Genomic DNA, 14,265 nt, shown 5'->3' with positions numbered 1-14,265 from the left:
GATGTTAAGTCGTTTCTTTATCCAGCGCCCTAAGTTTGCGCTGGTTATCTCAATTCTGTTGACGCTGGCCGGTTTGGTGGCTGTCAACATTCTGCCGGTATCGCAATACCCGCAGATCAGTCCGCCATCGGTCGGCGTTACCGCCTACTTCACCGGTGCTAGCGCTGAGACCGTGGAAGAGTCGGTGGGTGAGATCATCGAGTCAGGCATTAACGGTGTGGAAAACATGCTGTATATGGACTCGAAGAGCTCCAACGACGGTGCCTATCGCCTCAACGTGACCTTCGATTTGGGTACCGACCCGGATATGGCACAGATCAACGTGCAAAACCGAGTAACTCAGATTGAGTCGCAACTGCCTCCCGAGGTACAGCAAGTAGGCGTTAGCGTCTACAAACGCTCCTCTGACTTCCTGATGGCGCTGACCTTCTATTCGCCCAACGGCGAGTACTCAGACTCGTTTATCAGTAACTACCTGAGTCTGAACCTGGAAGATCAGCTCACCCGTATTCAAGGTGTGAGTGAGGCCTATGTACTGAGTGCCGCCAAGTACGCAATGCGTATCTGGATTAACCCGCAAAAGCTGGCCAACTATGGCCTGACCACCTCGGATATCCGTAACGCACTGCGCGAGCAAAACGCTCAGGTCGCGGTAGGTTCCATCGGTGCGCCGCCGAGCGATGCCCACAACGAAGTGCAGTTTAACCTGCTGACCAAGGGCCGTCTGGAGACCGCAGAAGAGTTCGGTGACGTGGTACTGATTGCCCGCCCCGATGGCTCGGCGGTCTACCTTAAAGACGTAGCGCGCATCGAACTGGGTCAACAGGCCTACAACGTGTTTGGTGAGTTCTACGGCCAGCCGTCGGTGACGGTTATCATCAACAGCCAGAGTGATGCTAACGCCCTTAAAACCGGCGAAGCTATCTTTTCGCTGCTAGATGACATGAGCAACAACAGCTTCCCTGAGCATCTGCGCTATGAAGCTGCCTACGACACCACCCTGTTTATCGAAGAGTCGGTCAGCAACGTACTGCGCACCTTGATTGAAGCGGTACTGCTGGTAATCGCCGTGACTTACCTGTTCCTAGGTAGCTTCCGCGCCACCTTGGTACCGGTAGTCGCTATTCCGGTATCGCTGGTTGGTACCTTCGCCTTTATGTTGGCCACCGGCTTCTCGATTAACACCATTACCCTGTTCGGTTTGATTCTGGCGATCGGTATTGTGGTGGATGATGCGATTCTGGTGATCGAAAACGTTGACGTGAAGATGTCATCGGACCCGAATATTAGCCCTAAACTTGCCACTCTGCGGGCAATGAAAGAGGTAACCGGGCCGATCATCTCCTCAACGCTGGTACTGCTGGCGGTGTTTATTCCGGTATCGCTGCTACCGGGGATTACCGGGGTGATGTATCGCCAGTTTGCGATCACCATCTGTATCGCGGTTGTGATCTCTTCGATCAACGCCTTAACCCTATCCCCTGCAATCTGCTCACTGGTGCTCAAGCCCGGCGACAAGATGCATGCGCGTTGGTTTACCTACTTTAACCGCGGCCTGGATTGGGTCACCACCAACTATGGTCGGGCTGCCGGCTTCCTGGTGCGCAAGACCATTATCCTGTTGGCCTTCTTTGTGTTGGCCTTGGGCGCGGCGGGTTGGTTTAACAGCAACACCTCCACCGCCTTTGTGCCGCAAGAAGACCAAGGCGTGCTGATGGTGAACGTGCAGTTACCTGACTCGGCGTCACTAGAGCGCACCTACGAGGTGGTGAAAACTGCCGAGCAGCTACTGGTTCAAGAGCCGGGTATCGAGGTAGTGAGTGCGATTCCAGGTTACGGCCTACTGGCCGGTACCATGCAATCCAACGCCGGTACTATGTTCGTTAAGCTGCGCCACTGGAACGAGCGTAACGAGCTGGATGGCGACCACAGCGCCGATGCCATTGCTAACCGCTTCAACCAAGCGGCCTTTATGGCAATCCAAGACGCCATGGTATTCGCCTTCGGACCGCCAGCGGTTCCGGGTATGGGCTCTGCTTCTGGTTTTGAGTTCGTGCTGCAAGACACCCGTGGCCGCTCGCGCAGTGAGTTGGCTGAGGTGATGCGCGAAGTGGCAGCCGCCGCTAACCAAGCGCCTGAGATCACCAGTGCCTTCTCAACCTTCCGCGCCGACGTGCCGCACTTCTACCTGGACATCGACCGGGTGAAGGCGAAGCAGCTAGGTATTCCGCTGACCGATATCTTCACCACCTTGCAAGGTAACCTCGGTTCTATCTACGTCAACGATTTCACCATCTTTGGCCGTAACTTCCGAGTCACCATGCAGGCAGAAGACCAGTATCGCTCCAGCCTCGATAACCTTGGCCTGTTCCACGTGCGCGCCGGCAACGGCGATATGGTACCGCTGAGCACTCTGGTTAGCGTTGAACAGGTATTCGCCCCTGACGTGGCTTGGCGTTACAACATGTTCCGCTCAGCAACCCTGCGCGGTGAAGCGGCGCCGGGCTTCTCCTCTGGTGATGCCATTGCCGCCATGGAGCGTATCGCCGAAGAAATGCTGCCAAACGGTTACCAGTACGAGTGGACCGGCCTGGCCTATCAGGAAAAACTCTCGGGCAACCTGGCGATCTACGCCTTTGGTTTAGCACTGCTGTTTATCTACCTGTTTATGGTGGCGCAGTACGAAAGCTGGACCGTGCCTTTGGCGATTATCTTGGTGGTACCCGTTGCGACCCTCGGCTCGTTCTTAGCGCTGCACTTAGCCGGCTTCCCGCTTAACCTGTATGCCCAGATCGGCCTGGTGCTGCTGATTGCGCTGGCCGCTAAGAACGCGATTCTTATCGTGGAATTCGCCCGTATGCGCCGGGAAGACAACGAAGACAGCATCGCTGATGCAGCAGTGAAAGGCGGTACCCTGCGTTTCCGTGCGGTGAACATGACCTCTTGGTCATTCATCTTCGGTATGATCCCGATGATCTACGCTAACGGTGCAGGCTCGATGAGTCAGAACTCCTTGGGCGTATCGCTGGTAGGAGGTTTGCTGTGCGTACTGCTGGTTGGTACCTTCTTCATCCCGGGTTTCTACGCGATGATTCAGCGCTTGCGTGAGAAATTCCACGGCGGCTCAACCAAGTTGATCGAAGTGGTCGACGAAGACGAGTAAGCCCTCACAGGCAATGACTACAGCAAAAGGCCTTCGAATGCGAAGGCCTTTTTTTTGGTGTACGTGTGGGCGCTATTCTGCCGCAGCCACCGCTGGCGCAGGCTTGAGGTGGCGCAAAATCAGATAACCACAGCTTAGCCATACCCCGCAGGCCATAAAGAACAGCGCATACTCTTGCGGACAACCCGCTTCCAGACAAGTTAAATCGGTGTAAGGGAACAGCCCTAATGGGGTGAAGATATGGAAGAATATCGCCCCGGAGATAATACCGAAGCCCAGCAGCGCACCATAAAAGCGGGTAGCGGCGCGTAAAATCAGGATGCTGGCCACCAGCTCAGCGCCACCAATCGCTAACTCGCCATACTGGCCGAACAACTCTCCGACCACACCGAGGCCGATGCTGCTCATCCAGGCACCTACGGTTTGGAAGATATAAACGGTGATATCAGCAGGTTCACCAAACAAACCTGCAAACTTGAAGAACAGGGATTGCAAGAAAACAAAAGCAACAAAGATGGAAAGTATCAGCGGAATGTATTTCTTCATTTTGATTCCCGTAAGGTCAAGCAAAGTTAATGACTATATTAAAGATAGTAAGTTTTGCTGTTTCAGCTAATAAAAAACCAGCATGACGCTGGCCTTTTATTAGAACGGGTGACTGGCAATTAACTTCGCAAAATCGCCAAAACTTCTTCGGTTTTTTGCTCCATCAACGCGATATTGCCGCGCGACTCCACATTCAAACGCACCACCGGCTCAGTGTTGGAGCTACGCAGATTGAAGCGCCAAGCCCCCTGCTCGTCGGCGAAACACATGGAGATACCATCGGTATGGTCAATGTTGGCCGCCGCTTCTTGATAGGTGTTCAACACCCGCTCTATGGCCGCTTTGGGGTCTTCGAGGCGCGAGTTAATCTCGCCCGATGATGGGAACTGGCCAATCGCCTGCTCCACCATTGAAGCCAGCCCTTGGCCTTTTACCGACACCAACTCAGCAATCAGCAACCATGGGATCATCCCGCTGTCGCAATAGGCGAAATCGCGGAAGTAGTGGTGGGCACTCATCTCGCCGCCGTAGATGGCATCTTCCTGGCGCATCCGCTCTTTGATAAAGGCATGGCCGGTTTTGCTCATCACCGCGACACCGCCAGCTTGTTCCACCACCGCCTGAGTGTTCCAAGTCAATCGTGGGTCGTGGATGATCTTCGCCCCCGGCTGCTGCTGCAAAAATGCCTCAGCCAGCAAGCCGACAATGTAGTAGCCCTCGATAAACTGGCCGTTTTCATCGAACAGGAAGCAGCGGTCGAAGTCGCCATCCCAGGCAATCCCAAAATCAGCGCCGTGCTTGAGCACCGCCTCAGAGGTGGCTGAGCGATTCTCAGGCAGCAGTGGATTCGGTATGCCGTTGGGGAAGCTGCCATCGGGCTCATGGTGCACCTTGATGAATTCAATCTCAGTCAGCTTCGATTCCAGTGCGTCCACCACATGCCCCGCAGCACCATTCCCGGCGTTCACCACAATCTTTAGCGGCTTAAGCTTGGCGACATCGATATAGCCGAGTAGATGCTCCACGTAGGCGTCGGTGAGGCTAAGCGATTGAAAACCTCCCGCCTGCTCGCAGTGGGCAAACTCGCCGCTCTCTGCCAGCGCTTTAATATCGTTCAGACCGGTATCGCCGGAGATCGGCTTACTTTGCTCGCGCACCAGCTTCATGCCGTTGTAATCGATGGGGTTGTGCGAGGCGGTAACCTCTACCCCACCCGCAACATCAAGGTGTTTGGTGGCGAAGTAGATCTCCTCGGTGCCCACCATGCCGATATCAATCACCTCCAAACCGGCGTCCATTATGCCGCTAGCCAACGCGCGTTTCAGCGGCTCTGAGGTTTCACGCACATCCCCGCCAACCACCACGGCGGGCTTGGGATGTCCTTCAGCTTTAAGAAACTGTCCGGTCGCACGACCGATGCGATAGGCTACTTCATCGTTGAGCTGCTCACCGAGCTTGCCGCGGATGTCGTAGGCCTTAAAACAATCCATTGCCATCTTCATATTGCTACTTCATCCCTATTTCAGTCGGCCATAGCGGTCTTCAAAACGCACGATGTCGTCTTCACCCAAGTACGAGCCCGATTGCACCTCGATCAGCTCCAGTGGCACCTTGCCTGGGTTCTCCAACGCGTGAGTGACACCGATGGGGATGTAAGTGGATTGGTTTTCCGACACTAGGAAGGTCTCGTCGCCATTGGTCACCATGGCGGTGCCCTTCACCACAATCCAGTGCTCGGCGCGGTGGTGGTGCATCTGAACCGACAGCTTCTCACCGGGTTTCACCGTAATACGTTTTACCTGATAGCGGTGACCGGCATCGATGGAGTCGTATTTACCCCACGGGCGATAGACTTCGCGATGGTTGAGGTGCTCGCCACGGCCTGCCTCTTTAAGCTGCTCGACGATCTTCTTCACCTTTTGCACTTCGCCTTTATTGGCGACCAGTACCGCGTCCTTGGTTTCCACCACTACTAGGTCGTTAACCCCCACGGTGGCAACCAATTTATTCTCTGCCGAAACGTAACAATTGTGACTCTCGTGGCTTAGCACATCGCCCTTAAACGAGTTGCCATCGTCGTCCTTGTCGGTGACATCCCACAGCGCCGACCACGAGCCCACATCGTTCCACTGGGCATCCATGGGCACCACGACCACATCATCGCCCGCGGCGGATAGCGGCTCCATCACCGCATAATCGATGGACTCGGCCGGACAAGCGGCGAAAGCCTCGCTATCGACCCGTACAAAGTCCATATCAGGGGTGGTCTCAGCCATCGATGCCACGCAGGCCTGATGAATATCTTCACGGAAGCGTTTCAGCTCGTTCAAATACACCGACGCACGGAACAAGAACATACCGCTGTTCCAGTAGTATTTGCCGCTCTTGAGGTAGGCCTCGGCGGTTTCCTTGTCGGGCTTCTCGACAAACTCTTTGACCTCGAAGGCGTCGTTGGGCTTATCTGCGCCTTTGTCGACAAATACAGGTTGGCCGGCGTTGATATAGCCATAACCGGTCTCAGGTTGGTCGGGGACGATACCGAAGGTAACCAGTTTGCCCTGCTCGGCAAACGGGATCGCTTTGCGCACCGACTGCTGGAAGGCCTGCTCGTCGCGGATCACATGGTCGGCCGCCAAAATCAGCAGCAAAGGGTCGTCATCAGGATACAGGCACTGGGCCTCCAGTGCTGCTAGAGCGATAGCTGGTGCGGTGTTGCGTCCTTCTGGCTCGAGGATGATCTTGTCCAGTTGATTGATCGCCCGCAGCTGCTCTGCGGTGATAAAGCGGTAGTCTTCGTTGCTCACCACCAATGGCGGCTTGGTGGATAGACCAAACAAGCGCTGAACGGTGGCTTGTAGCATGCTTTGCTCGCCCACCAGGGGAATCAGTTGTTTAGGATAAAGAACGCGGGACAGTGGCCACAGTCTTGTGCCAGAGCCCCCTGCCATAATGACGGGTAGTAACATGAAACTCTCCTTGTTTACACGCATGCTAGCTTACAGCGAAAATCGGCGTCGCTGGTAGTGCACCAGCCGCTTAACCTACATCCTTGTAGCGATGTACTCTACGAGCACATCGCCGAGAATACTTGAACCAGATCACAAGTTTTCACTCTATTGTGGCACTTTGTAGAAAAAAACATCCACTTGAAACAATTTTAGCCACCTTGGGCCAGCTTGCGTGCGGGAACGCCTAGCAATTGCTTTTGATGGCCGGTGAGGCGTAAAAACCGATCGACCTGATAGGGAGATAGCACCACAGTGGCGGTATTAACCAGCGGATGACACTGTAAGGCATGCTCATCTATACGCTGGTCGTCGCTAGCACCACGCCATAAGTCCTCATCGATCCATAGCTCCACCTGACACTCACTATCGTTTATCAGTGCGAGCAACGACACGCAGCCGGGCTGGACACCTAGATACTGGGCCAAGCGCTCATCCGAGGCAAAACCCAGTCGCGACAGTTGCTGCTGTTTGGCTAAGGCTTTTAAGTCGACGAGCTTGTCTGCAGGCACCAGCAACAGAAAATGGCGGCGGCCATAGTTATCTCTGAGAAAGAGGTTTTTGATTCGCTGACCGGAGCGATTGAGTTGATACTGCTCGGCGCAGCGCGCGGTGCTAAGCGCAGGATGTTCCGAGTATTCAAAATCGATCTGCTGCTCACGTAACCATGTGAGCAACGAATCACAGCCATGTATTGCCGAGTTCACTACAGCCTCAACTATATCAATCGTTTAGGCCAGTGATACTACCTCAAGCCAAGCGCTGCTTAAACGGCTTGAGCTGTTTCTGATAGAAGGCATTAAGCATAGCGCCAGCTAGTAATGCAGTTGCCGCCCACACCAACATACTGATGGCGGCGTGCTGATGCTCGTGGCTTAAGGTGGGGACAATCTCCCAGCCGAAGTGCTCAACCAGCCAGTTAAGTAACAGCCCAAACAGTAGCGACACGCCAATGTCGCCCCCGAGATAGGCAGCAAGCGCTCGATTGCCCAGCTCCTTTTTGACCAAGCCAATGGTGGCAATGTTGGTGGCCGGGCCTGCCAACATAAACACCAGCACTGCGCCCGGTGAGATCCCAGCCAGCAAAAAGCCTGCAGCCACCGGGGTAGAAGCGGTGGCGCAGATGTACATTGGCACCCCAATCACCGCCATAATCAGCAAGGCTGCTGGCCCCTGTCCCCACTCGGTCAGCCACTGCTGCGGCACAAAGGTTTGCACAATCGCGGCAAAGAATAAGCCGATCAGCAACCAGCGGTAGGTATCTCCCACCATATCCACGAAGGCATAGCGCAGTACTTGGCGAATTCGTTCCACCAGACCAGGCGTTGTTGGCGCCTTCGCTTTTGAGCTACAACAGCTGCCGCTCGATGGCTTGGCAGCTGCTTTGTTTTCGCTAGCACAACAGCTGGTCGCTGGTGGATCAACCGCTACGGCTTCGGGTTTTGACTGACTGCTACAGCAACTGCTCTCAGCCTTAACCGAGTCGACGTTAGACGCAGCGGCTTTACTGGTCGAGGCGTTGGACGCGCAGCAACTCTTGCTTACTGCAGGTGCCGCCGATGAGACTTGCGGCTCACTCTCCTCGCTACGCCCAACTAATAGCCCAGCGCAGATAGCACTGGTAATTGCGGCAACCGGGCGTATCACCGCCATAACCGGCCCGAGCATCGCGTAAGAGACCGCCACCGAATCCACCCCAGTTTCCGGCGTGGCCACTAAAAAGGCGGTGGTCGCGTTTTTCGATGCACCGGCTCTGCGCAGCCCAAGGGCTGCTGGGATGACACCACAGGAACACAGGGGCAGTGGCGCACCAATTAAGGCGGCGCGCACCGTGGTTTTGGCATCGGTGCCACCAAGCTTCGACGCCATTAAATCGGCCGGCACAAACTGTTTAATCAAGGCCGCAACGGTGTAGCCGAACACCAACCAAGGCGCGGCTACCACAAACAGGTCGAACAGGTTAGTCAACAAACTCATCGAGGGCCTCCAGAATTGCACAATGGGTGGCTAGCTCGTCACTGCCGCAGCACGCCGCACTTAAATCACTGAGGGAGCGCTCAAAGGCCTGCAGCTCGGCAAGCTTCTCTTTCACCTTGGCCAGCTTAAGGTCGACGATGTCTTTTACTTCGCGACAGGTCGACTCTTCGGCATGGGCCTTAAGATGCACCAACTCGCGCATATCGCTGTTGGACAAGCCCGCTTGCTTGCCGCGCAGCACAAAGCGTAGCTGTCGCTCATGGAGCGAGTTGTAGTAGCGGTAGCCGTTGTCGGCCCGCTCGGCGGGGGCAATGATCCCTTCGCGCTCATAAAAGCGCAGTGTGGCCTGACTGAGGCCAAGGCGTTTGGCGAGTTCACCTATTTGATACATCGTCGATCTCGGTGGATGGATAACAGCTTAAGGTTAAACCCTAAAGCAATGTTTAAGGTCAAGCCTATTGGTGCAATTAAATGCCACGAAAAATTCATCTCTCGCAAAGCATTTGGGTTAACCAATTAGATCTTGTCGGTTTGCCGCTGTAAGCCCGTTTGTTAGTAAAGTATCTAGCAGATGTAAACAGCACCAGCAGATCAACTGGATTTTGAGTGTTCACTGTCACTTTTAACTAAGTTGACGCGCAATTGTGGTGAGTAAAAACTGGTCATTCCACTTCCCAATGTGGTAAAACACTTGCGATATTAGCTTACTAATTGATATTACGGGCAATTTTTCATCAATACAGATGGGTTGCCCCTGCAAGGAAGCCACATGAAACTCTCAGTCGTCACACGCATTGTCGCCGGTTTCGCGATCCTGCTGCTTATGCTGGCAGCAATAGCAACCATGGCGCGACTCAATGTTCGTCAGCTACAAGCGCAACTCAACATCACGGTGCAAGAGCTGGCCCCCATGGCCGAGCAAGCCAACCAGCTCAGTGGCTTGCTGCTCGATAGCGCCCGTCAGGTGAGCATTCACAGCGTTGCTAACGCCGCCGAGCAGCGCCGCTTTAGGGAGCAGCAGGTTGAGGTGGCCGCGCAAGGATTTCGCGAGCGTTTAAGCGCCTTGCAGAGCCTGGCCAGCAACTACCCGCAAGTCACTGAGCAACTGCAACGGCTTGAGGCGCCCATCCAGCACTTGCAAGCAACAGCAGAGCAACAGCTCGCCTTGCGCGAGCAAGCGGTGCTCGCCGAGTCGCAGCAAGCCCAACTACGCAGCGAGTTTAACAAACGTTGGGTATCGCTCATCGATGAACTGGGTTTCTTGTTCGACATGGTCGATGAGACCGATGAGTGGCTGATTACCGGCATAGAGAATGACGCGCGGTCACTGTTAGCTCTAGCCGAGAAGCTATTCGTGATGCACGATCCAGTGCAGTTTGCCAATCAGATGCCGGTGCTGGAAGGCTATCGCGGGTCGCTTGAGCAAAAATACCAACAGCTACAGCAAAGCGACTCCGATACCGCCAGCGAGCTCAGCGCCAGCTTCGAGTTACTGGCAACCAGCTTCAGTGACCAAGGCAGCTTTGGCCTGCTAGCCACCCAGCAACAACTGCAGCATCAGCAGCAGACTCAGCTGGAGCTGCTCAATCAACAGACCGACCAAGCGCTTGTGCAGTTAGAGCAGCTATCGCAAGCAATCAATGGCATCATCACTCAGGCCTCAATAGACGCCCGCGAGTCGGCCAACCGCGCCACCTGGCGCACCGTTAGTGTAGCGGCCTTTGCATTGCTACTGTCGGTGGTGGTAATTGCCAGCATTGTTACCAGCATCCGCAAGCCCCTTAAGTCGACTCTGGCGGCGATTCAGCGTATGGCCCAGGGCGATTTCAGCCAAACACCGCAGGCCAACAGCCAAGACGAATTTGGCCAGATTGCGCGTAACCTGAGCGAGCTTAATCTGCAAGTCAGTAAGATCATCAGCAACGTCAATCACCAAGCCAACTCGCTGGCGCAAAGCGCCCAGCAAGGTATGACCACCAGCCAACACACCCACCAACTACTCTCCAACCAACAGCAGCAGAGCCTACAAGTAAGCGATGCGGTGGATGTCATGGAGCAAGGCGTCAGCGAAGTGGTTCATCAAGCCATCGAGAGCGAGCAATCCATCGAGCAGCTCGACCAGCTCACCCAACAAGGACAAGACGCCGCTAAAGTCACTCTGCAAAGCAGCCAGGAGCTGCAACAAGCCATGGACGATGCCAGCGCGCAGGTACAACAGGTAAAAGAGCAAAGCCTGGGCATCAATGCCATCGTCGATATGATCCGAGGCCTATCCGAGCAAACCAACCTTCTAGCGCTAAATGCAGCCATTGAGGCGGCCCGGGCCGGCGAGCAAGGTCGCGGTTTTGCGGTAGTGGCCGACGAAGTGAGGACGCTGGCCGCCAGCAGCCAAGCCTCCACCGATGACATCCTCGAAGTGGTCGAGGGCTTACAAAAAGGCGCTCAGTCAGCCATGGATCTTATGCAACAGGGCGAGACGCTAGTACAGAGCTGTATGGTCAGCGCCCAACAAAGCGAAGCGCAGTTGCTGGAAGTAGCCAAGTTGTTGGCTAGCGTTCGAAGCCATAGCGTGGATATTGCTGCCAACGCTAAAGAGAAGCATCAGGTAGCGGTAGATGTTAGCAAACACGTGAAAACCATCGTCGAACTGGGTGAACAGGCGGGCCTCGATGCCAATCGCAACCTCGATGTCAGCGAGTCGCTGCAGCGCCAATCCCAAGAGCAGCTCGAAGCCTTGGCGGGCTTTAAGCTTTAAGCGCCGTTTTTAATACGAGTGTTGAAACGAATGTTGAAACACGTATACGGAAACGCCCGAGCTTATTAGTCTCGGGCGTTTCTTCTGACAGGGGGTGAGATTATCGGCTTAGCCGGCGACTCAACGTGTCATATGGAGTATGGGAAAGGGTTTGCCCATATCATCAAGCGGTGAGCGCGCTACCACATGGAAGCCCATGTGCTGGTAGAACGCGACCGCCTCAGGGTTTTGCTCATTTACATCCACCTTATTCACACTCAGCTCAGCCACGGCAAAGTTTAGCAGCGCGCTGCCAATCCCTTTGCCTCTGGCTGAATTGAGTACGAACAGCATCTCTACCTTGCTGCCTTGGCAGCCGATAAAGCCTTCAATCGCACCATCGCTTGTTTTTACGCAATGCAGTGCCACATTCGGGAAGCCGTGTTCGATAATCAGCGGTTTAAAAAACGCAATATCGTCTTCTGTGATAAAGGTGTGAGTCGCCCGGACTGAATCTTCCCACACCGCCAACAGCTCGGCGTGATCGTGTGGAAATGCTGGTTCAACATGCATAATGACTACTCTTGTTGTTCTGCAATCCAGTTAGGGGCGCGCAGTATAGCAATAGCCGTAAGCCCCTTCAACGCGGGGGCTGCATGCTTATTAAGGGCAATAGGGCGGGCAATTGAAGTTCACCGCATATCCGGTAAACTAGCGCTTTTTCATCGGATGAGCCGACCTATCACTATGGAACTTAACGACTTTCTACAGCAGCTGGCAAACGCGCCAGAAGCCATTGCCTTTAGCCAAACCATGGCCGTGATTGACCAACACTATGACTTTGAGGCGACAGCCTTTGCTAACGGTGCCCAGCAAAACGCTGCCGGAGAAAACAATGGCTCGTGTAAAATACTGGCCTTCGCCGAGTTGCATCAGCTAAACCCTGCGCAAACCCTGCACCTGTTCGGTGACTACTACCGCAAAGATGTGCTCGCCAACCCACAAGGGAGTGATCATCAAAACATCCGCCAGTTTATGCAACATGGCTGGGACGGCGTAAGTTTTGAAAGCGCGCCGCTAAGCGCTAGGGCTTAAGCGGCTATCAGCGAGGCTACGCTAGGGCACCTCTTCAGGCCTTAGCAGCACATAACGAGAGCCATCAAAAGCCAGATAGAAGTCAATCCCCGCTTCGGTGGGGATCACCATCACTTGCTCAGCCAGTTGTCGGTAACGCTGCTCGCTGAGCATGTCGCTAACCACTTCTTTATCGGCGTTTGATAAGCCCAAGCTCGCCCCATGGAAGTCCGATTGGCAGGAGTAAAGCAAGTGCATGGTCTCATTGTCACCGGCAACGACCAGCAACATGTCGCTGGCGCTCTCTAGCTGGCAAGACGAATCGGCCGTTGCCGAATACTCAAGCACTTCACCATTGGTAATCTCGAAGCGCTCGGCAACCATAAATATGTTGGATTTTAGATTGCGATCGATGGCGACAGAACGAGATTGTATGAAATTAACGATGGCAACATTCGCCTTGCCTACCCCGAAATTAGTCACGTCATCCTCACCGGGGCTCTCATTGGCGGGTGCTTGCTCGGGTGATAGCTCAGATGTTTGTTCAAATGAGTGCGAAGGGGCGGTCTCTGCAGGAGCGCGAGTGAAGCTCTCGCTATCAGGGCTTGGCTCAGCGGGCTTCGCCTGTTCTAGCGCAGCACTTTGCTTAGCGGCTTCGCTATCTTTCCAAAAGCCATGATAGACAACAAAGCCCAGCAGATAGACGAGGACCAACAGCGAGAAAATCGACGGTTTTTTCATAGTGCTCCCATAAGGTAAGCTGCCAACCAGAGCACAGATACCACCACAACGCTCATCACAACTAAAACGACAAACGCACGTTGACTGCATAGTGACATAAGCGAGGCTTGCTCAGGCTTGCGAGGATTCACCCAGACCGCAACACGGGCACCGGCTGGATACTGCTCGTGTAAGGCTTGAGCGCTATCGAGCTCACGTTGGGTATTGTGAAACGGGTAAGCGATACGTTGGCCTTGATAGCTGCGGCCAGCAAACAAATAACGATAGCGTAGCTGATTGCGATACATATAGCTGTCGGAGAGGCGCTCATGGACCACCTCAGAGTGCTCTATAACCGCTTCACTCGCCGTCCAGTCCATCACGCTGCGCAGCTTGTACAAGCTCCAGAAAACAAACAGCGTAGTCGCGACTAGTCCTATCAACATGCCCTGCCCTCCATACATCTTCTTAACTGGCTGGGGTAAATCGTAAGCGTATGATAGTACTAGCTATTGTTTTCGTTTACATCCTAAAAAGGTGTTTAGGCCCTAACGCCACTGGTTGATCTGCGCATGATAGTAGAAACCGGCGTCAGTCAATCGCTCTTTCAGGCCTGACTCGTCCATTTCAAAGCGTGAACACAGCTGGTGGTAATCGTTGTCGAGGTTGCGCAACTGCATGTTGAGGATCGACACCAGCATATTGATATCCATAGTTTGCCAGTTTTCGAACATTGCTACTCCTTAGTGAGCGTGCCCAACCTTCGGGCCGCCCATATCCATTTTATTCCAGGCCTTTTCATGGAAGAAGAAGGCGACAGTATTGACCGCAGGCTCTACCAAGGCGACTAAACCGCCGATGACAAAGTCACCAGTCAAAGCCCAAGTTACTAAAAACGCGACAGAAAAATGCATAATGGCGAAGCTGATAGTCTTTTTCATGTTAACCTCCGAAGCGAATCGGTAATTGCTAATCTCAAGACTAAATGTAAACCATTCTCATTTGCATTTGAAGAGATTTTTTCTTATCACATTCATTGAATGTAT

At 54.1% G+C, this 14,265-nt stretch carries 14 protein-coding genes; 3 read left to right on the top strand and 11 right to left on the bottom strand.

The window, feature by feature from the left end; translation table 11 throughout:
• Nucleotide 1: 1 nt before the first annotated feature.
• Entirely contained in the window at nt 2–3,163 is a 3,162-nt protein-coding gene (locus G461_RS0107300; RefSeq protein WP_026971349.1) for an efflux RND transporter permease subunit, read from the top strand.
• 72 nt (nt 3,164–3,235) lie between these two features.
• Here the strand turns inward: G461_RS0107300 and G461_RS0107295 are convergent, their stop codons facing one another.
• The 6 genes from G461_RS0107295 to zntR all read right to left on the bottom strand — a co-directional run bounded on the left by G461_RS0107295 (nt 3,236) and on the right by zntR (nt 9,082).
• Nucleotides 3,236–3,709: a hypothetical protein gene (locus G461_RS0107295; protein ID WP_026971348.1), complete on the bottom strand. Its 474-nt coding sequence runs from the start codon at nt 3,707–3,709 to the stop codon at nt 3,236–3,238.
• 119 nt (nt 3,710–3,828) lie between these two features.
• The gene (locus G461_RS0107290) at nt 3,829–5,211 is read right to left on the bottom strand and encodes a phosphohexomutase domain-containing protein (protein WP_026971347.1); all 1,383 of its coding nucleotides are present in this window, start codon (nt 5,209–5,211) and stop codon (nt 3,829–3,831) included.
• Between the two features lie 15 nt (nt 5,212–5,226).
• The gene (locus tag G461_RS0107285; RefSeq protein WP_026971346.1) at nt 5,227–6,675 is read right to left on the bottom strand and encodes a mannose-1-phosphate guanylyltransferase/mannose-6-phosphate isomerase; all 1,449 of its coding nucleotides are present in this window, start codon (nt 6,673–6,675) and stop codon (nt 5,227–5,229) included.
• Nucleotides 6,676–6,866: 191 nt separating this feature from the next.
• Nucleotides 6,867–7,421, bottom strand: a complete 555-nt coding sequence (locus tag G461_RS0107280) for a prolyl-tRNA synthetase associated domain-containing protein (protein ID WP_245587162.1) — start codon at nt 7,419–7,421, stop codon at nt 6,867–6,869.
• Nucleotides 7,422–7,464: 43 nt separating this feature from the next.
• Nucleotides 7,465–8,691: an SO_0444 family Cu/Zn efflux transporter gene (locus tag G461_RS0107275; protein ID WP_026971344.1), complete on the bottom strand. Its 1,227-nt coding sequence runs from the start codon at nt 8,689–8,691 to the stop codon at nt 7,465–7,467.
• Nucleotides 8,675–9,082, bottom strand: a complete 408-nt coding sequence (zntR, locus tag G461_RS0107270; protein ID WP_026971343.1) for a Zn(2+)-responsive transcriptional regulator — start codon at nt 9,080–9,082, stop codon at nt 8,675–8,677. Before zntR ends, G461_RS0107275 begins: the two co-directional genes overlap by 17 nt.
• 378 nt (nt 9,083–9,460) lie before the next feature.
• Between zntR and G461_RS0107265 the strand changes: the two genes are divergently transcribed.
• Complete coding sequence (locus G461_RS0107265; protein WP_026971342.1) at nt 9,461–11,446, top strand: methyl-accepting chemotaxis protein; 1,986 nt, start codon at nt 9,461–9,463, stop codon at nt 11,444–11,446.
• Between the two features lie 120 nt (nt 11,447–11,566).
• On the opposite strand, the gene G461_RS0107260 is transcribed toward G461_RS0107265, so the two are convergent.
• Nucleotides 11,567–11,998, bottom strand: a complete 432-nt coding sequence (locus tag G461_RS0107260; RefSeq protein WP_026971341.1) for a GNAT family N-acetyltransferase — start codon at nt 11,996–11,998, stop codon at nt 11,567–11,569.
• A gap of 174 nt (nt 11,999–12,172) precedes the next feature.
• On the opposite strand from G461_RS0107260, the gene G461_RS0107255 reads away from it, so the two are divergent.
• Nucleotides 12,173–12,520: a HopJ type III effector protein gene (locus G461_RS0107255; protein WP_026971340.1), complete on the top strand. Its 348-nt coding sequence runs from the start codon at nt 12,173–12,175 to the stop codon at nt 12,518–12,520.
• A 21-nt stretch (nt 12,521–12,541) separates the two neighbouring features.
• On the opposite strand, the gene G461_RS25440 is transcribed toward G461_RS0107255, so the two are convergent.
• The 4 genes from G461_RS25440 to G461_RS0107235 all read right to left on the bottom strand — a co-directional run bounded on the left by G461_RS25440 (nt 12,542) and on the right by G461_RS0107235 (nt 14,160).
• Nucleotides 12,542–13,240 carry a hypothetical protein gene (locus tag G461_RS25440; protein ID WP_051333424.1) on the bottom strand — a complete coding sequence of 233 codons (699 nt, stop codon included), beginning with the start codon at nt 13,238–13,240 and terminating at the stop codon, nt 12,542–12,544.
• Nucleotides 13,237–13,665 (bottom strand): DUF3592 domain-containing protein, encoded by a 429-nt coding sequence (locus tag G461_RS0107245; RefSeq protein WP_026971339.1) that lies wholly within the window; start codon nt 13,663–13,665, stop codon nt 13,237–13,239. Before G461_RS0107245 ends, G461_RS25440 begins: the two co-directional genes overlap by 4 nt.
• Before the next feature lie 102 nt (nt 13,666–13,767).
• Nucleotides 13,768–13,953 (bottom strand): DUF4250 domain-containing protein, encoded by a 186-nt coding sequence (locus tag G461_RS0107240; RefSeq protein WP_026971338.1) that lies wholly within the window; start codon nt 13,951–13,953, stop codon nt 13,768–13,770.
• A gap of 9 nt (nt 13,954–13,962) precedes the next feature.
• Entirely contained in the window at nt 13,963–14,160 is a 198-nt protein-coding gene (locus G461_RS0107235) for a DUF2061 domain-containing protein (RefSeq protein ID WP_026971337.1), read from the bottom strand.
• Between the last annotated feature and the right edge of the window lie 105 nt (nt 14,161–14,265).

This window comes from Aliagarivorans marinus DSM 23064 (genome assembly GCF_000429485.1).
Classification (GTDB): domain Bacteria; phylum Pseudomonadota; class Gammaproteobacteria; order Enterobacterales; family Celerinatantimonadaceae; genus Aliagarivorans; species Aliagarivorans marinus.
This window is presented reverse-complemented; position numbering and strand designations above follow the sequence as displayed.